Annotated in this window: 23 protein-coding genes; 12 read left to right on the top strand and 11 right to left on the bottom strand. The window is 41.9% G+C overall.

The annotated features are described in order from the left end of the window. Entirely contained in the window at nt 1-1,011 is a 1,011-nt protein-coding gene (locus tag BLU33_RS22350) for a DHH family phosphoesterase (RefSeq protein ID WP_091378625.1), read from the bottom strand. 198 nt (nt 1,012-1,209) lie between these two features. Between BLU33_RS22350 and BLU33_RS22345 the strand changes: the two genes are divergently transcribed. After that, complete coding sequence (locus BLU33_RS22345) at nt 1,210-1,629, top strand: nucleoside-diphosphate kinase (protein ID WP_091378623.1); 420 nt, start codon at nt 1,210-1,212, stop codon at nt 1,627-1,629. A 90-nt stretch (nt 1,630-1,719) separates the two neighbouring features. Here the strand turns inward: BLU33_RS22345 and BLU33_RS22340 are convergent, their stop codons facing one another. Both BLU33_RS22340 and recF read right to left on the bottom strand, forming a co-directional pair. Then, complete coding sequence (locus tag BLU33_RS22340; protein WP_091378620.1) at nt 1,720-2,010, bottom strand: DUF721 domain-containing protein; 291 nt, start codon at nt 2,008-2,010, stop codon at nt 1,720-1,722. Further along, nucleotides 2,003-3,103 carry a DNA replication/repair protein RecF gene (gene recF / locus BLU33_RS22335; RefSeq protein WP_091378616.1) on the bottom strand — a complete coding sequence of 367 codons (1,101 nt, stop codon included), beginning with the start codon at nt 3,101-3,103 and terminating at the stop codon, nt 2,003-2,005. Before recF ends, BLU33_RS22340 begins: the two co-directional genes overlap by 8 nt. 212 nt (nt 3,104-3,315) lie before the next feature. Between recF and BLU33_RS22330 the strand changes: the two genes are divergently transcribed. The 3 genes from BLU33_RS22330 (at nt 3,316) to ytxJ (ending at nt 5,139) form a co-directional block, all read left to right on the top strand. Further along, nucleotides 3,316-3,999 carry a tetratricopeptide repeat protein gene (locus BLU33_RS22330; RefSeq protein WP_091378613.1) on the top strand — a complete coding sequence of 228 codons (684 nt, stop codon included), beginning with the start codon at nt 3,316-3,318 and terminating at the stop codon, nt 3,997-3,999. Nucleotides 4,000-4,082: 83 nt separating this feature from the next. After that, entirely contained in the window at nt 4,083-4,577 is a 495-nt protein-coding gene (gene ribH, locus BLU33_RS22325) for a 6,7-dimethyl-8-ribityllumazine synthase (protein ID WP_091378610.1), read from the top strand. Nucleotides 4,578-4,806: 229 nt separating this feature from the next. Next, complete coding sequence (gene ytxJ, locus BLU33_RS22320) at nt 4,807-5,139, top strand: bacillithiol system redox-active protein YtxJ (RefSeq protein WP_091378607.1); 333 nt, start codon at nt 4,807-4,809, stop codon at nt 5,137-5,139. Between the two features lie 92 nt (nt 5,140-5,231). Here the strand turns inward: ytxJ and BLU33_RS22315 are convergent, their stop codons facing one another. Further along, on the bottom strand, nt 5,232-5,633 hold the full coding sequence (locus BLU33_RS22315) for an OsmC family protein (RefSeq protein WP_091378604.1): 402 nt from the start codon (nt 5,631-5,633) through the stop codon (nt 5,232-5,234). A 165-nt stretch (nt 5,634-5,798) separates the two neighbouring features. Between BLU33_RS22315 and lipA the strand changes: the two genes are divergently transcribed. From lipA to BLU33_RS22300, 3 genes are read left to right on the top strand one after another with little or no spacing between them, the layout of a single operon-like run. Beyond that, on the top strand, nt 5,799-6,677 hold the full coding sequence (gene lipA, locus BLU33_RS22310) for a lipoyl synthase (protein WP_091378601.1): 879 nt from the start codon (nt 5,799-5,801) through the stop codon (nt 6,675-6,677). A gap of 23 nt (nt 6,678-6,700) precedes the next feature. Further along, complete coding sequence (locus tag BLU33_RS22305) at nt 6,701-7,252, top strand: RNA polymerase sigma factor (protein WP_091378598.1); 552 nt, start codon at nt 6,701-6,703, stop codon at nt 7,250-7,252. A gap of 10 nt (nt 7,253-7,262) precedes the next feature. After that, on the top strand, nt 7,263-8,090 hold the full coding sequence (locus BLU33_RS22300) for an anti-sigma factor (RefSeq protein ID WP_091378594.1): 828 nt from the start codon (nt 7,263-7,265) through the stop codon (nt 8,088-8,090). A gap of 218 nt (nt 8,091-8,308) precedes the next feature. Here the strand turns inward: BLU33_RS22300 and BLU33_RS22295 are convergent, their stop codons facing one another. From BLU33_RS22295 to BLU33_RS22275, 5 genes are all read right to left on the bottom strand, one after another. Next, nucleotides 8,309-9,811: an NAD(P)H-hydrate dehydratase gene (locus tag BLU33_RS22295; protein ID WP_091378590.1), complete on the bottom strand. Its 1,503-nt coding sequence runs from the start codon at nt 9,809-9,811 to the stop codon at nt 8,309-8,311. A 41-nt stretch (nt 9,812-9,852) separates the two neighbouring features. Next, complete coding sequence (locus BLU33_RS22290) at nt 9,853-10,260, bottom strand: putative toxin-antitoxin system toxin component, PIN family (protein WP_091378586.1); 408 nt, start codon at nt 10,258-10,260, stop codon at nt 9,853-9,855. After that, complete coding sequence (locus tag BLU33_RS22285) at nt 10,260-10,496, bottom strand: hypothetical protein (RefSeq protein WP_091378582.1); 237 nt, start codon at nt 10,494-10,496, stop codon at nt 10,260-10,262. The genes BLU33_RS22290 and BLU33_RS22285 overlap by 1 nt, the downstream gene beginning before the upstream one ends. Nucleotides 10,497-10,550: 54 nt before the next feature. Then, the gene (gene uvrA, locus BLU33_RS22280) at nt 10,551-13,397 is read right to left on the bottom strand and encodes an excinuclease ABC subunit UvrA (RefSeq protein WP_091378566.1); all 2,847 of its coding nucleotides are present in this window, start codon (nt 13,395-13,397) and stop codon (nt 10,551-10,553) included. A gap of 208 nt (nt 13,398-13,605) precedes the next feature. After that, nucleotides 13,606-14,388: a lytic transglycosylase domain-containing protein gene (locus BLU33_RS22275; RefSeq protein WP_232009342.1), complete on the bottom strand. Its 783-nt coding sequence runs from the start codon at nt 14,386-14,388 to the stop codon at nt 13,606-13,608. 221 nt (nt 14,389-14,609) lie between these two features. Between BLU33_RS22275 and BLU33_RS22270 the strand changes: the two genes are divergently transcribed. Together BLU33_RS22270 and BLU33_RS22265 are read left to right on the top strand one after the other, a co-directional pair. Further along, nucleotides 14,610-16,064, top strand: coding sequence for a pseudouridine synthase (locus BLU33_RS22270; RefSeq protein ID WP_091378564.1), 1,455 nt, complete (start codon nt 14,610-14,612; stop codon nt 16,062-16,064). Between the two features lie 122 nt (nt 16,065-16,186). Continuing rightward, entirely contained in the window at nt 16,187-17,335 is a 1,149-nt protein-coding gene (locus BLU33_RS22265) for a lactonase family protein (RefSeq protein ID WP_091380910.1), read from the top strand. Nucleotides 17,336-17,694: 359 nt separating this feature from the next. Here the strand turns inward: BLU33_RS22265 and BLU33_RS25620 are convergent, their stop codons facing one another. Continuing rightward, nucleotides 17,695-20,232, bottom strand: coding sequence for a TonB-dependent receptor (locus BLU33_RS25620; RefSeq protein ID WP_091378561.1), 2,538 nt, complete (start codon nt 20,230-20,232; stop codon nt 17,695-17,697). 130 nt (nt 20,233-20,362) lie between these two features. Then, nucleotides 20,363-20,689 (bottom strand): hypothetical protein, encoded by a 327-nt coding sequence (locus tag BLU33_RS22255; protein ID WP_091378560.1) that lies wholly within the window; start codon nt 20,687-20,689, stop codon nt 20,363-20,365. Nucleotides 20,690-20,911: 222 nt separating this feature from the next. On the opposite strand from BLU33_RS22255, the gene BLU33_RS22250 reads away from it, so the two are divergent. From BLU33_RS22250 to BLU33_RS22240, 3 genes are all read left to right on the top strand, one after another. After that, nucleotides 20,912-21,256: a hypothetical protein gene (locus BLU33_RS22250; protein ID WP_091378557.1), complete on the top strand. Its 345-nt coding sequence runs from the start codon at nt 20,912-20,914 to the stop codon at nt 21,254-21,256. A gap of 12 nt (nt 21,257-21,268) precedes the next feature. Next, on the top strand, nt 21,269-21,961 hold the full coding sequence (locus BLU33_RS22245; RefSeq protein ID WP_091378555.1) for a peptidylprolyl isomerase: 693 nt from the start codon (nt 21,269-21,271) through the stop codon (nt 21,959-21,961). A 76-nt stretch (nt 21,962-22,037) separates the two neighbouring features. Then, nucleotides 22,038-22,805 carry an exodeoxyribonuclease III gene (locus tag BLU33_RS22240; RefSeq protein ID WP_091378552.1) on the top strand — a complete coding sequence of 256 codons (768 nt, stop codon included), beginning with the start codon at nt 22,038-22,040 and terminating at the stop codon, nt 22,803-22,805. The last annotated feature ends 126 nt before the right edge of the window (nt 22,806-22,931 follow it).

Here is a 22,931-nt window from a genome sequence, read left to right as displayed (position 1 = left end):
TTATTGTATTAATAGATTTTTATATTTCGGTAAAATTAATTTGAACTGATTGACGACCTCTTCAAGACTGTCAGTTGATACGCCGCCGGCCGCATTTCGGTGGCCGCCGCCGCTAAAGTACTTTTTACAAATGTCATTTGCTGGAAAATCGCCTTTTGAACGCAAAGAAAGTTTTACTTTATCTTTTCGCTCCACAATAAATACCGCTAAACGTACATTGCTTATTGCCAGGGCATAGTTCACAATCCCCTCAGTATCACCCGTTATTACATCATATTTCTCAAGATCATCATGGGTAACAGCTATAACCGCGGTGTTATACTCGTTATAAACCTGCAGCCTGTTAACCAGGCAATGACCTAGAAAGCGAACGCGATTTTCAGATGCATTATTGTATACCAGCTCATGTATGCGCCAGTTAACCGCTCCTGCATCAATCAGGTCGGCAGCTATACGGTGCACGGCAGAGGTAGTATTTGGCAAACGGAATGAGGCCGAATCTGTCATGATGCCTGTATATAAACAGGTAGCTACATCAGCATTAACAAGCTCTTTATGATGAAGCACATCGGTAATAAAAGTATATACCAGTTGCGCGGTAGCACAGGCATTGATGTTCCAGTAACGGTAGTCGTCAAAATCTGCCGGTTCCAGGTGATGATCAATCATCACTTTCAGTGCAGCGCTTTCTCCAACCTTTTCACCCATTTCATTAATGCGGTTCAGGGCATTAAAGTCCAGACAAAAAATGATATCGGCATCGGCAATAAGCGTGTTGCTTTGTTCGGTATGATCTGTATAGATGATAACTTCTTCGTTGCCGGGCATCCAGCTTAAAAAATGCGGATAATCGGTAGGGGTGATAACCTTTGCATGGTGGCCCAGTTGTATCAAATAATTATACAAACCCAAAGATGATCCCATAGCATCGCCATCAGGTTTATGATGGGTTGTTATGACTATTTTTTTGGGCTGTGCTAAAAGGTTAACAAGCGAAGCAGTATCTAACATCCAATTTAAAAAAGAGTTGCAAAGCTAAATAAATTTCCAACTCATTGATATATATACAAAAACATTTTTTATACAGGCAAAAAGCTTAACACAATTTTAATAATAGAGATATATTATTTGCCAATATTCTCATATTCAATACAGAACTTATTTTTTTAATTAAAAACATTACTTTTGCGGCAGTTTTTAAAACAAATTATGGCAACTAACAGAACATTTACAATGATTAAGCCGGATGCTGTTGCAGCCGGACATATTGGCGGAATTTTAGAGCAGATCATAAAGAGCGGCTTTAAATTGGTAGCAATGAAATATACCACTTTGAGCCCTGAAAAAGCAGGTCAGTTTTATGAAGTACACAAAGAGCGCCCTTTTTATGGTGAGCTTTGCCAATTCATGTCATCGGGCCCGATAGTAGCGGCTATATTGGAGAAAGATAATGCTATTGAAGATTTCCGCAAATTAATTGGTGCTACCGATCCTGCGAAAGCAGAAGTAGGTACTATCCGCCAAAAATTTGCACAATCAATCAGCGCTAACGCTGTACACGGTTCTGATTCTGACGATAACGCTAAGATTGAAGGCGACTTCTTTTTCTCAGCGTTCGAAAGATTCTAAGTTTTCTGATACCTATATATAAGGTAGCGAAATAGTAAAAGGTATATGGTGTTTATTTGAAAAAGTAAGCGTTGTATACCTTTTTTTCGTTTACAGGAAGATGATCTCTTCTACTAAAATCTCTTTAGCTTTATCGTTTATCTTGCCGATGATCTGGCTGCGCATCATCATTAACTCGCTTTTTATTACGGATGATTCAATGCGTAAAAACAGTTTTTTATTACTGATATATAACTCTTTGGTACGATTAGCTACTGATTTGCCCACCAGCTCGGGCCAAACAGCTACAATAGAGGTTTCCTCAAACTTCCGTTTTATTTTGTAAACATTAAGCATTTGCTCAATGGCCTCTTTTAGCGATTTATCATTTGTTTTACGCATCAACTATTCCTCCTGCAACTTTAAATAATTTAAGGGGCACGCCCATATCACTAAAAATATTTTGCACCCTGCTCAGGCTGGTATCGGTAATAAAAACCTGGCCAAAATCATTGTCGGATACCATTTTCATCAATTTGGTTACCCGCTTATCATCCAGCTTGTCAAAAATATCATCCAGCAGCAGCAGTGGTTTAAATCCTTTTTGCCGGGTTAAAAATGTGTACTGGGCCAGCTTAAGTGCTATTAGGAAAGACTTTTGCTGCCCTTGCGAACCGAACTTTTTCATCGGCATACCGTGAATAGCAAATAGCAGGTCATCCTTATGTATACCGGCGGTGGTGCGCTCGAGGGCCCTATCACGCTCAACATTCTTTTTCAGCAGTACTGCAAAATCATCCTGTAATAGCTGCGACTCGTATATAAGCTCAACCCGTTCGGCATCACCGGTTAAAAACAGGTAGTGCTGGTTGAATGTACCGGTAAAGCTTTCCATAAAAGCTTTACGTTTTTTAAAGATGCTGTTACCAGCATCAACCAGTTGTTCATCCATCACCTCCAGTAAATGCGGATCGTACCGGCCGGTATCGGCAATCAGCTTTAAAAAGGCATTGCGGTTATTCAGTATCTTATTATAGGTGATTACCTCATCCAGGTAATGGTTATCGGTTTGTGATAGTACATTATCAATAAACTTGCGCCGCTCATCGCTGCCTTCGGTTATAATACTGGTATCATAAGGCGATATCATTACCAGTGGGAACAAACCGATATGATCGGCCAGGCGTTGGTAATCCTTTTTATTGCGTTTAAACTGCTTTTTATGGTTGCGTTTAACCGCGCAGGCTATTTTTTCATCGTGATCGTTTTTATTAAAAGTGCCGTTTATGATGAAAAAATCGGTGTCCTGCTTTATTTGCTGTGTATCAATAGGGTTAAAATAGCTTTTGCAGAGCGACAGGTAATGTATGGCATCCAGCAAATTAGTTTTACCTGCACCATTGTCACCAGTAAACGCGTTCACGCCCTCGCTGAAGGTAAGTTCAGCTTCGGCATAGTTTTTAAAATTGATGACGGATAATTGTTGCAGATACATATTGAGGGAACAAAGTTAATGAATAGTGAGTAGTGAATGGTGAGTAGTTAGCGGTTAATTTCAAAAACGGAATAAGGTCCTTATTAATAGTTATTTGGCGCGAAAAGAACAACGCACTATTCACTGCTCACCACTCACTAAATAATTAATACAAAAGGTATTGTGAAAAATTTAGAAAACCGTAAGTTTGCAAACTTAATTTTAGAATAGAAATGTCGAAAATGCAGGACAATACAAACATTGTAGTAGAGAGTAACAAACTTGGAAGAAGCGGAAAGTTTGTGCTTGAAAACCAAAAAAGCTTGTTGTTTATTATAGCAGCCGTTATAGTAATGGCTGCAGGCTATTTTATTTATCTTAAAGTATACCTTGCTCCACGCGAGGTAACTGCTGCCAACCAAATGCACGTTGCACAGGATTTTTGGGAGAAAAAAGATTGGGACAAAGCTATAAACGGCGATGCAGGTTATCCTGGATTTGCAAAAATATTGAGCGAGTACAGCAACACCAAAGCTGCTAACCTTGCTTACTTTTATTTAGGGGTTGCTTACTTAAACAAAGGCGAATACAGCAAAGCTATTGATAACTTAACCAGCTACCACGGCGATGACAGCATGGTTGCCGCTGAAGCTTTAGGTGCTACAGGCGATGCTTATGTTGAATTGAAAGATTACGACAAAGCTGAAACTTATTTCAAAAAGGCAGCTGATAAGGCTAAAAACAAATTTTTATCGCCTATGTACCTTAAAAAGCTAGGCTTAGTTTACGAAGCTGAAAAAGATTACAAATCAGCTGATGAAACATACAAAAAAATAAAAACCGACTATTTTGCCAGCACTGAAGCGCAAAATATTGACGCATACATTGCCCGCGCAGAAGCGCAGATAGCTAATTAGTGAATGGTGATTAGAGATTAGTTATTTAAACGACTAATTAATCTCTAATCACAAATCTCTAACCACCCTCACCATCCCCACCCATGTCTACTCAGCATAAAAATTTATCTGATTTTTCAGGCAGCGAGATCCCATCAGCATTGGCATACAGTTTTGGTATTGTAGTAGCCGAATGGAACGCAGAGATCACCAATGCATTATACCAGGGCGCTTACGAAAACCTGATAAAGTATGGTGCAACAGCAGAAAATATATACACCTACCAGGTTCCCGGCAGTTTTGAACTAACCGCTGGTGCCGATTTATTGTTGAAAAACCTTAAATTAGATGCGGTAATATGTTTAGGCTGTGTTATACAGGGCGAAACAAGGCATTTCGATTTTATTTGTAATGCTGTTGCCAATGGTGTGAGCAATGTATCTATTAAATATTCAAAACCGGTTATATTTGGGGTGTTAACTACCGATAATCATCAACAGGCTTTTGACCGTGCTGGGGGCAAACATGGTAATAAAGGAGATGAGGCCGCGTTTACAGCAATAAAAATGGCGCATCTTGCTGAAACCTTAAAGGGATAAAATCCGTAAATAGTGAAAATTGATAAGATGAAAAAAATACTTTACATAGCAGTTATAGCTTTAACACTTGGCAGCCTGGCATCATGCTCAAATAAATTATGCCCTGCTTACGATTCTTACCCTCACCACTCCCGTTAACATTTGAATATCATTTTTTATTCAATCGCTTAAAAGTAATACAGGCTTAGACTGTAATTACGTTATTTTTGCGGCTACAAATAAATTTTTTATGAATTGGACATCGTTGGAATCAGCGAACCAGATTGATGCGATAAAGGCTCAACCGGGATATAGCTTGATTTTTAAACACAGCACACGCTGCTCTATCAGCATGATGGCAAAGAGGCGTTTTGAATTGGATTGGGATAAACTGCCTGCTGATATGCCCTTGTATTTTTTAGATCTGATAAAACACCGCGATATATCAAGTCAAATAGCACAGGACTTTCAGGTGCACCATGAATCGCCGCAAATGCTTTTAATTAAGGATGGTGAATGCATTCTTGATCAGTCGCACGGGGAGATCTCTGTAGAAGAAGCACTGGAAGTTTTAGTAGCTTAGTCCGAAAGTCCGCATAAGTCGGTAAGTCCGAAAGAAAGAATGGTTTTTTGAGCTTTCTGTCTTTCGGACTTCTTGACTTTCCGACTTAATATCTACCACCCAAAGTCCATCGTCTTTTTCAGATCGGGGTGTAGGCTTACGGCTACCGGGCATCCCCAGGCAGCATTTTCCAATATTTTCTTTTCATCGGCAGTATATTCCTTCGGGAATTTAAAATTTAGCACAACTTCGGCTACGCGGCGTGGGTTGGGTGCCATAACTTTAGTTACCTCGCAGGTAGCGCCGTCCATGTTAATATGATGCGGCCTCGCAGCAATGGCCATGGTAGTTAACGCGCAGCCCGCTAATGATTCTGCAAGCAGATCGGTTGGTGAAAATGCTTCACCCTTGCCCTGGTTATCGGTGGGTGCGTCAGTAATAATTTTAGTGCCCGATTGTAAGTGAGTGGCTTCTGTTCTTAAGTCGCTCAGGTAAGTTGTTTCTATAGTTGCCATAAAGCCCCCTAACCCCCTAAAGGAGGAATTTTTAAGTTAATTTATGCAAGCAAATTTAGCTTATCATTTCAAAAAATCACATTAAACATCAACAAACTGTAATATTGATAATGTTCCCCCTTTAGGGGGTTAGGGGGATAAAGGGTTTTTACATACATTTGCATTATGATTGATTTGCCTGTAGTACCGGTTGAGCAAAAGCAACGTAAGCCTGATTGGCTTAGGGTAAAACTCCCGGTAGGGAAAGAATATGCCCATGTGCGCAGTTTGGTTGATACACATAAACTGCATACTATTTGTGAAAGCGGTAATTGCCCTAATATGGGCGAGTGCTGGGGTGCCGGTACAGCCACATTTATGATATTGGGTAACATTTGTACCCGTTCATGCTCGTTTTGCGCGGTGGCCACGGGCAGGCCGCTGGCTGTTGATATGGATGAGCCCAACCGCGTAGCTAACTCGGTTAAACTAATGCAGGTTAAGCACTGCGTTATCACCTCGGTTGATCGTGATGATTTGAAAGATGGCGGATCCATTATATGGGCCGAAACTATAAATGCCATACGCAGGGAAAGCCCTGAAACTACACTGGAAACTTTATTGCCTGATTTCAGGGGCATATGGGATAATTTGGAGCGTGTGCTGGAAACACGCCCCGAAGTAGTATCACATAACCTGGAAACTGTGCGCCGCTTAACTAAAGAAGTGCGTATACAGGCTAAGTACGACCGTAGCCTTGAAGCTTTGAGCCATATATCAAAAGCGGGCCTGCGCACTAAATCAGGCATTATGCTGGGCTTGGGAGAGAGAGAAGAAGATGTTTTGGAAGCGATGGATGATCTGTTAAATGCAGGTGTGCAAATATTAACCCTGGGCCAATATTTACAGCCTACACGTAACCATCACCCGGTAATTGACTGGATCCATCCCGATCAATTTAACTTTTACAAACAAATTGGCTTAGAAAAGGGTTTTAGATATGTTGAAAGCGGACCGTTAGTTCGTTCATCGTATCATGCTGAAAAACACTTGTTTGAAATCTAAATTTTCTTTATAACTTCACCCTGTTGACTAAGAAGGGTAAAATATCACTCACCGAAGAGGAATTAGTGTTTTCACTAAGGAACAGGGAAAAGATTGCCATAGAGGCACTCTATGATATGTACTCCTCCTCGTTGTACGGTGTAATATCACGCATAATTATTGATACGGCAGCCGCCGAAGATGTTTTACAGGAAACCTTTGTAAAGATCTGGCATTCATTCTCAAGCTATAGTACTGAAAAGGGGCGTTTATTTACCTGGATGATGAATATCGCACGCAATTTAGCTATAGACAAACTACGATCTAAGGATTTTAAGAATCAAAACAAAAACCAGGAACTCGAAAATAACGTAACTTTCATAGACGAGCAAAGGAATACAGTTTACAATCCTGAACTATTAGGCGTTAAAGACCTGGTTCAGACACTAAAACCCGAGCAGAAATCTATTCTTGAACTAGTGTATTTTAAAGGTTACACTCATGTGGAAGCAGCAGATGAGCTAGGCATTCCTTTGGGTACGATTAAAACACGTTTAAGGATGGCTATACTAGAACTTAGAAAACATTTTAATTGAAAGTTGAGTAGTGGAAGACATTAAGGCATATATTGAATCAGGCATATTGGAACTTTACGTTCTGGGTGATGTTACCCAGGAAGAAAAGAACCAGGTGGAAGCTATGATTTCAGAATATCCGGCTGTAAAGGCCGAATTGGATGAAATTGAGCGTTCCATGGAAGCCTATGCCTTAGAAAATGCCATTGAGCCTTCAGAAGAACTTCGCGGTAAAATATTGAACAGCCTGCTAACTAATTTTGGTGATGATGATACCTTCCCTACCAAAAAGGAGCCTGTTAAAAAAGATAATTTAATTGCTTTTACAGCATCAAAACCAAATAGCTTTTACAAATATGCCTTTGCAGCCTGCCTGGCATTATTAATATTGAGCGTTGCTGCATTGGTTGATGTGTATGATCAGTTGAAAGAAGCAAACACGCAATTGGTAGCATTGAGCTCATCAAACCAGCATTTTACCAATACGGTTAAATTTATGGATCACCAGTTGAATATTTACCGCGATCCAACATTTAAGGTTATAAAACTACAAGGCACTGCCAAACATACATCCGCCTCAATGTTAGTTGCTTTTAGCCCGATCAAAAAACAAGTGATGATTGATATGGCCGATCTGCAATTGCCACAGAATGATAGCGCACACCAATACCAGCTATGGGCCCTGGTAGGTGGCAAGCCGGTTAGCCTGGGTGTTTTTGATAAAACATCCGACAGTGTGGACATGAAACAAATGCAATCTATTGCCGTGGCCCAGGCCTTTGCGGTAACGCTTGAGCCTAAAGGTGGAAGTGTAAACCCAACCATGGATCAGATGATGGTTATGGGAGCCGTTTTATAGCTATCAAAAGCTAAACCCCTTTCTTTTTTGTTAAATTAAGTTAAAATGCAGGTTTTTTAGTGTGTTTTTAACATCTGACAAAACAATATTATTTTTTTTTACGTTTTGTAACTATTAGTGCCCTATAGGTGTCTTATAGGTAATTTAGTTTAGAGTATTTTGTTCTTTATAAGATCAGTTAATAGTTAGCGGTTGTACGATACTTACAACCGCTTTTTTTATGCGCTTAATTTTGCCATAGTAATTGGCAGTTGATTAGCCAGTTTGCCTGGTAAAACTACATTCATCCGGTTGGGCAGCGCAAGTTCATCACCTGCTTTACCATGTATGTAATTACCAATAATACAGGCTTCGTATGGGGCATACTTTTGTGCGAGCAAGGCTGTTATAATGCCGGTAAGTACATCGCCCATGCCACCACTGGCCATAGCAGCATTGGCTGTTGAATTAAAATACGCCTTACCATCCGGAGTAGCGGTTATGGTATAGTCATTTTTTAGCACGATGCATATTTTAAGCTCTTTCGCTTTCGCTATAGCCGTTTGCAGCCGCAGCCACCAACTGGTATGTTCACCAAAAAGACGGTCAAACTCCTTCATGTGCGGCGTTAAAATGCTGCCTTCGGGTATTAAAGCCCATAACTCCTTGTGGGCCGACAGTACATTTAACGCGTCGGCATCAATAATCACAGGTTTTCTATAGTTAGTGAAGATGTAGGTTAGTAATGCCAGTGTATTTTCATCATCGCCCAAACCCGGGCCTATACCTATCGCGGTAAATTTATCCCAATCAATCTCGGGCAGGTCATCGCCCTGACGTATAATAGCCATTATCTCGGGCATATAACTATTTAGGGCAGTAAGGCCGCTTTCGGGCACACATGCTGTGGTTAAGCCTGCACCTGCCTGGGCGCACCCCGCAGAAGAAAGTAAAGCCGCCCCCATAGTTTTAGCCTGCCCTGCAACAATAAGTGCATGGCCATAGGTGCCTTTATTACTGAATTTATGCCGTGGTTTGATAAGCTTACGGATATCCTTTTCGCCCACAAACTGATAAGGTGAGTTTAATGATTTCACGAAGCCCTCGTCAATGCCGATATTAACCGCCTCCCAGCACCTAATATTCGGGCCCGATTCAGGTAATAGAAAGTTAATTTTTGGCTGTTGAAAGGTGATCACCAAATCTGCCTTTAAAACGGAGGCATCGGGTTTTATTTCGCCATCTGTAAAAAATCCGGTAGGGACATCTACCGCGACTATAGTTTTGTCAAGATCGTTAAGGTAGGTTACTAAATTTTTATAGTCACCGCTTAATGGTTTGTTCAGGCCGCTACCCAGCATAGCATCAATAATTACAGAGCTTTCTTCGGCAGGGAAAGCCTCGCCCGGTTTTATTTCTGTTAAGGGGATAGGCTTTTGCAACCGTTTAAGATTAGCATTAAAATCATCTGAGGCTTTATCAGAAAAGCGGGTGATGATAATATTTAAGGCCTTATAATGATGCTCATACAGCATCCGCGCTATGGCTAACCCATCACCGCCATTATTGCCGGTGCCACAATAAATGGATATCGCCTGTTTTTTATCAGGGAAATGATTGATGAACCAGCCCACAAATGCCTTTGCGGCGCGCTCCATTAAATTAATGGAAGTAATGGGCTCATGAGCGATGGTATAAGCATCAGCTTCGCGAATTTGGGAAGATATCAATAACGGCAGCATATAGCCTAAAGTTAGGATTAATGCTTTTTGTTTGAGACGAATTATGAATTTATAATATTCATAAATTCGTCTGCTGTTATTATTTTGATAGACGGGAAGTCTAAATTTTTAACAGCATTGAAATGAGCATCATTTGTAACTAAGTAATCCGCATTGGCTGCAACTGCAATATCAAAAAACTTATTATCGTCAGGATCGGCTTTAATAGCATTCCAATTATAGTAGACCTGTTGAAATATGATATCCGGAGATTCAATAAATATTTCAAGGATTATTTCAGCAATGCCATTGGCGGAATGTTGTTGTAATATTTCTGTATACTCAAAAACAATGTCATCAGAAATTATTAATTGATATTTACCATCAATAAATGAATTCCAAATAGGTCTGAACCTGCTCTTTTTGCCAAGGGCAACCAAAAGCACATTAGAATCTAATACTACTTTCATTAATGCTTAGGAGTACTACGGAAATGCTTTTTGCTTAGCTGCTCGTAACTATCGCTGGTAATATTGTTTTTAGCTTCCCAATCTTCAATAGCTTCGTCCGCTTGCTTCGACAATAATTTAACCGCAAGCCGCCTTATCTGTATAAAATCACCTTCGGGCATTGGTTTTTTTAACAGGCGCAACATCATTAACTGTTGTTCGTTAAGAGAATCAGAAGTTAATTCTTTGGTTTCCATATTCAAATATAAGAAAATGAGGATAAAGAATATCGGTCTTTTTAATGGAAGGTATTATTTTATCCCCATCTCTTTTTTCAAAAACTGCCCGGTAAAGCTCTCCTTTACCTTACACAAACCTTCAGGCGTGCCGCTGAATAATATTCTGCCGCCGCCTGAGCCGCCTTCTGGTCCAAGATCAATTACGTGATCAACTACCTTAATAACATCTAGGTTATGTTCAATTACTAATACAGTGTTACCCTTATCAACCAGTTGGTTTAAAACGCCAAGCAATACGTTAATATCCTCGAAATGCAAACCGGTGGTTGGCTCATCCAGTATGTAAAAGGTATTGCCGGTATCTTTTTTTGATAGCTCTGTCGCCAGTTTAACACGTTGTGCTTCGCCGCCAGATAAGGTGGTTGATGCCTGGCCAAGCCTGATATAGCCCAATCCAACATCAAGCAAGGTCTTAACCTTGCGGTAGATAGCTGGGATGTGCTCAAAGAATGGTGTAGCATCCTCAATGCTCATATCCAGCACATCGCTGATGGATTTACCACGATAGCGTACTTCCAACGTTTCACGGTTATAGCGCCTGCCGCCGCATTCTTCGCAAGGTACCTGTACATCGGGTAAAAAGTTCATTTCAATCACCTTCATGCCTGCGCCCTGGCAGGTTTCACAACGGCCGCCTTTTACGTTGAATGAGAAACGACCCGGTTTGTAACCTCTGATCCTCGACTCCGGCAATTGTACGTACAGGTTACGGATATCAGAGAAAACACCGGTATAAGTTGCCGGGTTTGAGCGTGGTGTACGGCCAATTGGTGATTGGTCGATCTCAATCACCTTATCAATATTTTCCAACCCTTCAACCTTTTCAAATGGCAGCGGGTGCTTTTTAGCCCTGAAGAAGTGATGGTTCAGGATAGGATACAGGGTTTCCGTTATCAAACTTGATTTACCGCTTCCCGACACGCCCGTAATACCGATCATTTTACCCAAAGGGAAATCAGCACTTACCTTTTTTAAGTTATGGCCGGTTGCTTTTTTCAGGCTTAATGTTTTGCCGTTGCCTTCGCGCCTTGTCTTTGGGATGGCAATTTCGCGCTCGCCGTTAATATAGGATGTGGTGAGTGTGTGCGCCTTCATTAATTCAGCAGGTGTGCCTTGTGCCACAATTTCGCCGCCATGAACGCCTGCAGCCGGGCCCATGTCAATCACATGGTCGGCTTCCAGTATCATATCCTTATCGTGTTCAACTACCAAAACTGTATTACCCAGATCGCGGAGGTTTTTTAGTGCGTTGATGAGCCTTTCATTGTCTCGCTGGTGCAAACCAATGCTTGGTTCATCCAGGATGTACATCACATTCATTAATTGTGAACCGATCTGTGTTGCCAGTCTTATACGTTGTGCCTCACCACCCGAAAGTGTTTTAGCTGTACGATCAAGCGTTAAATAGCTCAGACCAACATCCAGCAAAAACACAATACGGGCGCGGATCTCTTTTAGTATTTCTTTGGCGATAATATTTTGACGCTCATTTAAACGGTCTTCCAGGTTATTGAACCAGTCCTGCAAGTCGTTAATATCCATGGTGGCCAACTCAAAGATGTTTTTATGGTCGACCTTAAAGTGCAACGATTCTTTTTTAAGTCTTGCGCCATCACATACCGGGCAGGTCCTTAATACACGATAGTTTTCCATATCGTCCATGCCTTCATCGCCTCGGCGTTCCTGCTGCTCTTCCAGCATGCGGATGATACCATCAAATGTGATCTGGTAGCTTTGTACGTTCCACTTATTGTATTCAACCGCAACGGTTACCATTTCGTTGGAGCCATTGAGGATGATGTCCAGTTTCTCTTTCTCTAATTTTTCGATAGGTGTGGATAAGCTGAACTCGTATTTTTTAGCAAGCGCCTTTAATACCTGGAAGATCCAAGTTTCGCGGTATTCGCCCAAAGGAGCGAGGCCACCGTTTAATATGCTCAGTTTTGGGTTGGGGATAACCGAAGCTTCATCAACCTCAAAAATATAACCCAGGCCATTACATTTTTCACAAGCACCATACGGTGAATTGAACGAGAATGTGTTTGGTTGTGGTTCATCATATGAAATACCCGAAACCGGGTCCATCAGATATTTACTGAAATAGGATACATTATTATCCTTATCGCCGATCCGGATAATGCCTTTGGCGATCTTTAACGCAGCTTGTATAGAGGTATATAAACGCTTGCTATCAGCCTGACTAACAATCAAACGGTCAACCACCACATCAATGTCATGGATCTTATAACGATCAACCTGCATTTTGGGCTCAACATCGGCCATTGCGCCATCAATCCAAACCTTTAGGTAGCCCTGCTTGCGGATCGATTCAAATAATTCGCGGTAGTGGCCTTTGCGGGCTTTTACAACCGGGGCTAATATGTTAACCGGTTGTCCGTCAAATCTTTCAAAAATGGTTTTCAGGATCTGATCTTCAGACATGCGCTCCATTTTTTCGCCTGTTTCATAGGAGTATGCTTCGCCTACACGGGCAAAAAGCAAGCGCATAAAATCGTAGATCTCGGTAATGGTACCAACGGTTGAGCGCGGGTTTTTACTGGTAGTTTTTTGCTCTATGGCGATAACCGGGCTCAGGCCCGAAACCTTATCCACATCAGGCCGCTCCATACCGCCCATAAACTGGCGTGAATAAGCGGAGAATGTCTCCATATAACGGCGCTGCCCTTCGGCATAAATAGTATCGAAGGCCAGCGATGATTTTCCACTGCCACTCAGCCCGGTAATTACTACCAGCTTGTTGCGCGGAAATGAAACATCGATATTTTTTAAATTATGTACCCGGGCCCCGTAAACTTCAACTTCACTTTGCTCGCCCAGATCGAGAGGTTTGTTAATCATATTTTATAGTTGATGAGGAGATGTAATTAGTGATTGAATGTATTAGTGATTGAGTGAATATTAAAATCTAACTCACTCAATCATAAAACAATTCACTCATCCACTCATTTGCCAACTCACTCATTAGTTCCCCACAAATATACGCAAAAAAAGGCCGATCTGCCATTTGGCGGACCGGCCTGATAAGTGCTCCGTAATTTTTTACAAATTAATTATATGCCAGCAGATGCGGTGCAGGCATGCCGGTGTAAGGTTCTTTATAACCGTACTTGGCAGGCCTGTTGATGATCTCTTTCATGGCAATAAGATTGTATACATATACACCGGTTTCGCGGTTTAAATGCATACGGAAATAATTGTCCTCGTTTTGCTTGCGGATCTGTTTTTGCAGTTTGATCTCGCCGTTGTTGTAAGCCGCTGCAGCTAAAGTCCAGCTGTTGAACTCGCCATACAGCTCTTTAATGTACTTACAAGCAGCAACGGTTGATCTTTTAATGTTTAACCGCTCATCAACGCCATGGCCTACCTTTAAACCATAGGTGCGTGCTGTGCCGGGCATAAATTGCCATAAACCTGCCGCACCTTTAGGCGAAATGCCATTACACAGGCCCGATTCAACCAAAGGAATGTACTTGAAATCTTCGGGGATACCATAGGCCTTTAAAATAGGCACAATGATGGGGAATAATTTTTCCGCTTTGCGCTGCAATACGTTTGATTGTATACAGCTGAAACCATGTTTTTGTAATGTTGTCTTCATTTTCCTGTCAACCCTTTTATCGTTAACAGGTATTGCCTCGTCGGCAAAATTTAAATCATTTTCGGCAGTATTTTTTGTGAAAATATACCGGGAATTTACGTGATTAGTTACAGTAGCCGGGGCCGGTTTTGATACCGCCGCATTGCTAAATGTAAATCTGGAAATGACAACCAGCACGAATATTACGGAGCACGTAATTAAGTGTTTTTTAATCATTTCGTTTTTATTCATATGTACAATTATAGGTAGAACCTGCGGCAAAGGTATGGTATATGAATCACATTATCAAATACTTGCCAATACCTTAGTGTTTTGAGCCCCTCAAAAGCACCCTTAAAATCTTGGTTTAAACTGCTTTAAACAGCGATTTTTACACGAACAAAAAAGTTTAAAAATTGTTTAAAAATGTGTAACTTTGACCCCTCACGCTGAGAAGTGTTAATCAAAAACATATGGTATTTAAGAGACCAGGAAATAGTCGCGACGACAAATCAAATCAATCATCAGGCCGCAGATCAGGCGGTACTGAAGGTTCGAAAAAATCATTTTCCGCATCCCGTGGAAGATCAACCGGAAGCCCCGATCGGGCGGATAGTAAAAGAGCCCCAAAAAGCTTTAGCAACGAAAAACAAGGCGAGAAGAGATCATATTCTTCATCGGGTAGCAGCAAACCATACGCAGGCAAGGGCGATGGTGAAAACAGAAGCAGCTTTACCGGTGGCGAAAAGAAAACTTTTGTACCCCGCAACAAACCATACACAGGCAGACCTGCAGATAGCGACGATCGTGCTAAAAAAAGTTTCGGCAGCGATTCAGGCGAGAAAAGGCAAGCGCGCAGCAAACCTTACTCAGGCAGGGTAAGTTCGGCAGATGATAAGCCATCATTTGCATCACGCAATAAATCATATTCAGGCAGAGCTGGTTCCAGCGATGACAGGCCAAAAAGAAGCTTTGGTGGTGATGAAGGCGGCGAAAGAAAATCAAGGCCAACAAGTTCTGGTCCGAGAGAAAGATCGGGCGACAGGAAATTTGCAGGCAAGCCAGCAGAAGGCGGATTTAAAAAACGTGCTGATGCAGGCGATAAACCTTACCGCAAAACAGATAAACCTGTTTATGATAAAATAACCCGTGATAAAGATGCGCCGGTAAAAACTTTACGTGGCCGCAAGGAGAAAGAAAACAAAGATTCGGGATTAATAAGACTTAACCGTTATATAGCTAACGCAGGTATCTGCTCACGCCGTAAGGCTGATGAGCTGATCGAAGCAGGTGTGGTTTCGGTAAACGGCGAAGTTGTTTCTGAACTGGGCCATAAAATCGACCCGATAAAAGACGAAATCCGTTACAACGGCGAATTGCTTAAGCGCGAAAAAATGGTTTATGTGTTACTGAATAAACCAAAGGATTATATAACTACTACTGAAGACCCTCAGGAACGCCGTACCGTTATGCACCTGGTTGAAAAAGCAAGCAGGGAACGCATTTACCCGATAGGCCGTTTAGACAGAAATACCACAGGTTTATTGCTGATGACCAATGATGGTGATCTGGCTGATAAACTTTCGCACCCACGCAGTAACGTTACCAAGCTGTACCAGGTTGAATTAAGCAAAGCTTTGGCACAAGGCGATATGAACAAGATCCAATATGGATTGGAGCTGGAGGATGGTTTAATTAAGCCGGATTCTATTTCATATGTAACAGGTGGTACTAAAAGAGAAATAGGTATACAGATACACAGCGGTAAAAACCGCATAGTTCGCCGTATATTTGAGCATTTGGGTTATGAGGTTGTAAAACTGGATAGGGTGATCTACGCAGGCCTTACCAAAAAAGACCTTACCCGTGGCCGCTGGCGTTATTTGGATGAGAAGGAAATTATCCAGCTAAAACATTTGATTCAATAAGCACTAAAAGCTATAAGTGGAAAGTTCAAAGTAAAAGATGTTGTTACAAAACATATCTTTCGCTTTGGACTTTTTGCATTTAACACCTAATTACTAACTTGCACGCTATAACAATGTTTACCATGAAAAAACTACTGCTTATTGTTTCGTTTTTGTTTCCGGTGCTAAGCTATGCACAAAGTAAAAAACCGGTTCCCTCAACTTATGATGTGTTGATAGGTACTTATACCAATGGAACCAGCAAGGGGATTTATGTTTACCGTTTATATGAAGAAACGGGAAAGCTATCCTACTTAAATGAGTTTACCAATGTTGATGATACTGCGTTCACCAACCCATCATACCTGTGCGTTAGCGATAACAATAAGTTTGTTTACGCGGTAAATGAAAACAAAAAAGGTGGCGTAACTGCGCTAACTTTTAATGCAAATACAGGCAAGATGAAATTTATCAACAGCCAGCTATCGCAAGGTGCCGACCCATGTTTTGTTGCGGTTGATAAGGATCAGAAAAATATATTTATTGCCAATTACAGCAGCGGTAGTTTAGCCGTATTGCCAGTAAATAAAGATGGCTCTATTCGTCCGGCATCGCAGGTGATACAGGATGCAGGAACCGGCCCGGTTAAAGACAGGCAGGAAGGCCCGCATGTGCATATGGCAGCGCTATCGCCCAATGAAAAGTATTTATTGTATACCGACCTGGGAACAGATAAGATAAATGTTCAGCGCTATAAGGCATCAAAACCCCAACCATTGAGCCCTGCTGAGCCTGCATTTGTAAGCGTAGCACCGGGTAATGGCCCGAGGCATATGGTTTTTTCGGCTGATGGCAAATATGTATACCTGTTGCAGGAAATAGGCGGCTTTGTAAATGCCTATACCTATGATAATGGAAAGCTTACCCAAATACAATCCGTAGATATGAAGCGGCCTGAATTTGGTGGCAATATTGGTTCAGCTGCTATAAAGATATCTCCGGATGGCAGGTTTTTATATGCATCAAACCGTGGTAATGCTAATGAGATTGTGCAGTATGCTATAAACGCTGAAAACGGTCAATTGTCATTTGTTGCCCGTGTACCATCACTTGGTAAAGGTCCGCGCGATTTTTCAATTGATCCGCAAGGCAAGTTTTTAATAGTATCTAACCAAAACAGCGATACTATTTATGTATACAGGATCGATCAAAAATCGGGTTGGATAGGCAGCGTGGTTTCAACACTTAAAATTGGTAACCCGGTTTGCCTGAAGATAGTTTCAGCCGAGTAATATCATATAAAAATACCTCGAGGGTTACCTTATAATGATTTTAGTGGGATGTATTATACATCCCATTTTTTGTTTGAGGTGAATTGGGGGATATCTAAAACAAAAAATGACAAGGGGTAAAGAGACCTACGAAGTTTTTAAAACTTCGTAGGTCTGGAAAAACTGGGGTCATGTTGAGGTACTCGAAACATGCGGGCAAAGGCCTCTACGCTTAATAGTTAAAAAAAAATGACATTTCGAACGATAGAGAAATCTTTTTCGCCTTGCATATTCGCCAGGCATGTTTTAGAAGATTTCTCTCTATCGCTCGAAACGACAAAGAGGGTTTTTAGCCTATTGTCGGTGTCCTCACCGGCAATTTACATATCCTTAGCGTGTGGCGAAAGATCAAACGGCACAACTACCTTAAAGCTGATATTGCGGCCCATGTTGAAGATGCCGGGCTGTACGCCTGCCGGTACAACAGCATTATCAAAATATTTAAGCCTGCTCATGTTTGATTGATAATTTACATTGGCAAGATTGGTGCCCTCAATAAACAGCTTTACAACAGTTTTACCTGCAGCGTTATTTAAATTACCACCGATACCTGCGCTTAATAAATTATAACCTGCAGTATACGTTTCTGTACCGTAAGCAGCGAAGAAACGGTTCTGCGCATCATAATGATCAAAGCCTACAAAGGCATACAGCTGTTTAAAACTACCAAAGCCTTTGTTAAGTGTTCCGCGCAGTTCAGAGTGCGTATGCAGCGGCGGTATAAACGGCAGGTATTTTAAGCTATCAGGCACTTTACTGCCTGTACCTAAATTTTGTCCATAAGTTAAGGTAAGCTCGTTTTCAAAATGCAGCCATGATACCGGGTGAATATCTAAACTAACCTCACCACCGTTAATGCGGGCCTTACTTTGCACATAAGTAAATTTAGCGTATTGCTGCCCGTTTGGATTTACTTGTCCGGAGGAGTTCACATATTCAGGGTTGCCATTGGCATCCAATATTTGCTCCTGGAATATGTAGTTCTGAATATCATTATTAAACACCTCCACACTGGCTGAAATATTTGGTAGGGTAAGGAACGCACCTAAATCTTCCTGAACGCTAAATTCAGGCTTAAAGTCGCTGTTACCTACATGGTAGATCTGTGACCCCGGATCGGGGCCATTAGCAGATAGCTCGGCAATGCTTGGCGCCCTGAAACCACGCGCTATGTTTCCTTTTAACAGGAATTTATCAGAGAAATTATAAGTAGCTCCAAAACTGCCCGATGCGCCCGAGAAAGTTTTACTAAGCGCGCTGAACTGTTGCGTTACATTTGGCGTAGTAGTTGGGTTAGCGCCGGTATAAAGCGTTGGGAAATATTGGTTTGAATTATCAATATAAGCTGCCTTACCGGTGAATGAACGGGTATCATATCTTGCACCGCCTGACAGATCCAGCTTACCAAAACTCTTTTTAACGACAAAGAACGGCCCGATATCAAACTGGTGATACGCGGGAATAGGGAAATCGGTACTGTAACCTAAAGTATTGTTTTGGTACATGCCATTAACGCCGATGGTTGTCTCATATGTTTTGGCGATGTTGAAATTGTACTTTACATCATAGGTATAGGTGGTCAACTGTAGGTTAAGGCCGGGAATGTCGGCATCCTCAGGGTGGGTAAACTCCCTGCGGTGACTGTATTGATAGCCCAGGTTAACGATCAGGTTGCCGTTGCCTATGATGAAGTTACTGTTATCATAAATACGGTAAAGCTGTACGTGCTGGTGCAGAACAGGCAGATCATAAGAGTTCAGCTCAGATGCAGGCACTACAGGCCTGTAAGTATCAGCATCAGTAATTTGTTTGGTGAACTGGCGGGTGAGGGAATCGCGGCTGCCATCAGGTATAGCCTGCTCATCATCAAAAATAGAAGCATTTAAATAAGAATACCCCCATGATTTATTTAGCCCGATCATCGCCCTGGCATCCTTTTCCTTAAAATTGGTGGCATAAACCCGGCCATCGTGCTGATTTTGGTAATCTTTAGCTTCTTTGTCGGATATTACCGTTCCCCACACCAAACCATTGTTATTACCCTGTAAACGGAACGAGCCATTAATTAAGCCATTATTAGTGCCGTATACACCCTGTACATCGCCCAATATTTTACCATCGGGAACAGGGGGAGGCGTAAGCAGGTTGACCACACCGCCAATCGCATCAGAGCCATAGCTTAAACTAGCCGGGCCCTTGATCACTTCCACGCGGTCGATAGAGTTTTGATCAACCTCAATACCGTGCTCATCGCCCCATTGCTGTCCTTCCTGGCGGATGCCATCTTCAAGCGTAACCACACGGTTGTAGCCCAGGCCATGTATAAATGGCTTGGAGATGTTTGGCCCGGTAGTTACCGCGCTTACACCAGGTAAGTTGGCTATCTCATCAATAACGTTGCCGGATGCCGAATGCTGGTCAATAAATGTTTTGTTGATAGCCGCCATTGGCACCGGATCTCTTTTTATTTCAGTAGCACGGCTCACACCGGTTACAACTACCTCGCTGGTTTCAATTGATGAAGCGTTAAGCTGTACATCAAGCTCGCTGGTTTTGGAGAAATCGACTTTCTCGGTATAGGTAGTATAGCCCACAAACGTGAAGGTAACCAGGTAAACCCCTTTTGATACGTGGTTTAAAATGTATTGGCCCTTGCTGTTGGTGGCTGTTCCAATACGCAAGTCGGGGATGGAAACTGTAACACCCGGCATGGTAATGCCACCGGCTTTATCAGTAACTGTACCTTTTAATGTTCCGTTACCCGTATCCTCGGGTGGTGCTTTTGCAATAGCCTTTGTGGCTACCGTAATAAATAGTAATGTATATATGGCTATGGATAGTCGTTTTATAATTTTCATAAATTCATTTAAACAAAAAGAAACTGGAAAGGGGTTTGCGCACTAATAACCTGTAAATGGGTTATTTATTACGTGACTCTTTAAATCGTTTAGTGTTACACCAAACAATCAATTTTAATTAGCTTGAAATTTATACAGTTGGGGGTGAACGCCCGGCAGAGCGGATAATCGAGATGCTTATAAAAGCATACTTATCTGTTTTGTAAGTATAGTGACTAACTACAACAGGAGCAAAATAGGTGGTATTTGCCAATGCCATTGTGCTGTGGTGCATGGCATCACACAGGCGGCAATTTTCTGTTAGTGTTTCTTTTGGCTGATTGTTGGTGTTGTGCCAGGCTACTTTGTTCGTGTGCGAAACAGCCACATGCTGGTGAGCATATACCATATATTGCCCTGCTATAAAGCAGGCAATCAACATCCATGCGTGGATAATATGGTATTTGTTCTTTTTCAAGTCAGCACAGCTTATTTATCAGCTTAACGCAAAAGTAAATAAAAAATGTATAAAAAATAAGTTATTGCAACTTAATTGCAATTAATGGGGTTTTGTTACACAATAAGAAAGAATCAAGAGTTAAGAATCGGGAATCAAGATAGCAGACCAAACGGAAAGTTTTAGAAAATCCTGACTCTTGGATCTTAACTCTTGATTCTACAAAACCGTATCTTTACCGGCATGAAACCTGCTGAAATAAATTTGAAATGGAGCGCGCTGCAGCAACGTATAGCAGAAGATTTTGATAATGAGAAGCCCGATCTTAAGGTAATGCTATTTTTAATTGGCGTTCAGGAGCTTGGGCAAGGCCCCAGAAAATTTAGTAAGCGCCAAAAAGAGGAACTGATGCATATTGCCAATTGCCGGTTATTCAGCATGATGGGATTTTATGAATTGGAGGGCCTTGACCAGGATGGCTGGCCACATTGGAAACGGGTAGGTGTTATCCCCAATTATACCTTACTTGAGCAGGAAATGGTGCTGAAATCATTAATAATTGATTATTTTGAGTCGATGGAAGAATAAGTAATACTATTTATGAAGAAACTTTTTACACTGGCCCTTTTACTGGTTACTATAACAAGCGCTTTTGCCAAAGCACCCAAGAACCAATATGTACGCATCAAAACAAGTTACGGCGAATGTATCATCCGCTTGTATAACGAAACTCCGCAGCATCGCGATAATTTTATAAAACTGGCTAAAAAAGGCTTTTATAACGGAACGCTTTTTCACCGGGTGATACAGGATTTTATGATCCAGGGCGGCGATCCGGATTCAAAAAATGCCAAATCTGGCGTTGAACTGGGTAATGGCGATGTGGGTTACACTATTCCGGCAGAGTTTAGGGATAGCCTTTTCCATAAAAGAGGGGTACTTGCCGCCGCGCGTGATGATAACCCGCAAAAAGCATCAAGCGGATGCCAGTTTTACATTGTGGAAGGCAAACGCCTTACAGATGCCGAACTGGACAAGCAACAACTAAAACTTGACCGCAAGATATCAGGCGCACAACGCAATTATTACAAAACAGTAGGTGGTGTACCGCACCTCGATGGTAAATACACCGTTTATGGCGAGGTGGTAAGTGGTATTGATATGGTTGACTTAGTGGCTGCGGTTAAAAAGGATGAGAATGACCGCCCGTTAACTGATGTACCAATGACGGTTGAGGTGTTGAGTAAAAAAGAGTGTAAGCAATTGGATAAAATAATCCCCCCGACCCCCTGAAGGGGGAGGAATAAAGGATAGAGTGTAAATTAAATATAAACAATAACAATTCCCCCTTTAGGGGGTTAGGGGGCATATGAAGATAATAACCTATAACGTAAACGGCATACGATCAGCAATAAACAAAAACTGGCTGGCATGGCTGCAGGCTACTGACGCCGATGTGGTTTGTTTGCAGGAGATAAAAGCAACAAAAGAAGATGTAGTCGACCTACAGTTGGTGGAACAATTAGGCTACGAGCATTACTGGTTCCCGGCTGAGAAGAAGGGTTACAGCGGTACCGCCATTTTCACCAAACGCACCCCAAACCGTATTGAATATGGTTGTGGTATCCCTGATTTTGACCGTGAGGGCCGTTGTATAAGGGTTGATTTTGATGAGGTATCAGTGATGAGTGTGTACTTTCCTTCGGGCTCAAGCGGCGATGAGCGGCAGGTGTTTAAATACCGGTTTCTGGATGAGTTTGGTAAATACCTGACCTTGCTTAAAGCCACCTATCCAAAACTGGTGATCTGCGGTGATTATAACATTTGCCACAGGCCTATTGATATTCACAATCCAAAATCAAACGCCAACTCATCAGGCTTTTTGCCCGAGGAGCGCGAGTGGATGGAGAACTTTGTTGAATCGGGCTTTGTGGATACCTTCCGCCATATGAACAAGGAACCACATAACTATACGTGGTGGAGTTTCCGCGCCAATGCCCGCGCCAAGAACCTGGGCTGGCGCATTGATTATGCCATGGCCAGCAAGGAGCTTACCGATAACATTAAACGCGTAGCGATACTACCTGAAGCTAAGCACTCGGATCATTGCCCGGTGTTGTTGGAACTGGAGTTTTGAGATAAGTCAGTTGCAAACTGACTTTATCCGGGGTTTCAGTCGCAGACTGAAACCAGTATTCTTTTTTTATTTGATACTAGCTTCAGTTTTAAACTGAAGCTAGTAGATATTGTCAGTTTGTAACTG

The sequence above is a fragment of the Mucilaginibacter mallensis genome, from assembly GCF_900105165.1.
Lineage (GTDB): Bacteria > Bacteroidota > Bacteroidia > Sphingobacteriales > Sphingobacteriaceae > Mucilaginibacter > Mucilaginibacter mallensis.
This window is presented reverse-complemented; position numbering and strand designations above follow the sequence as displayed.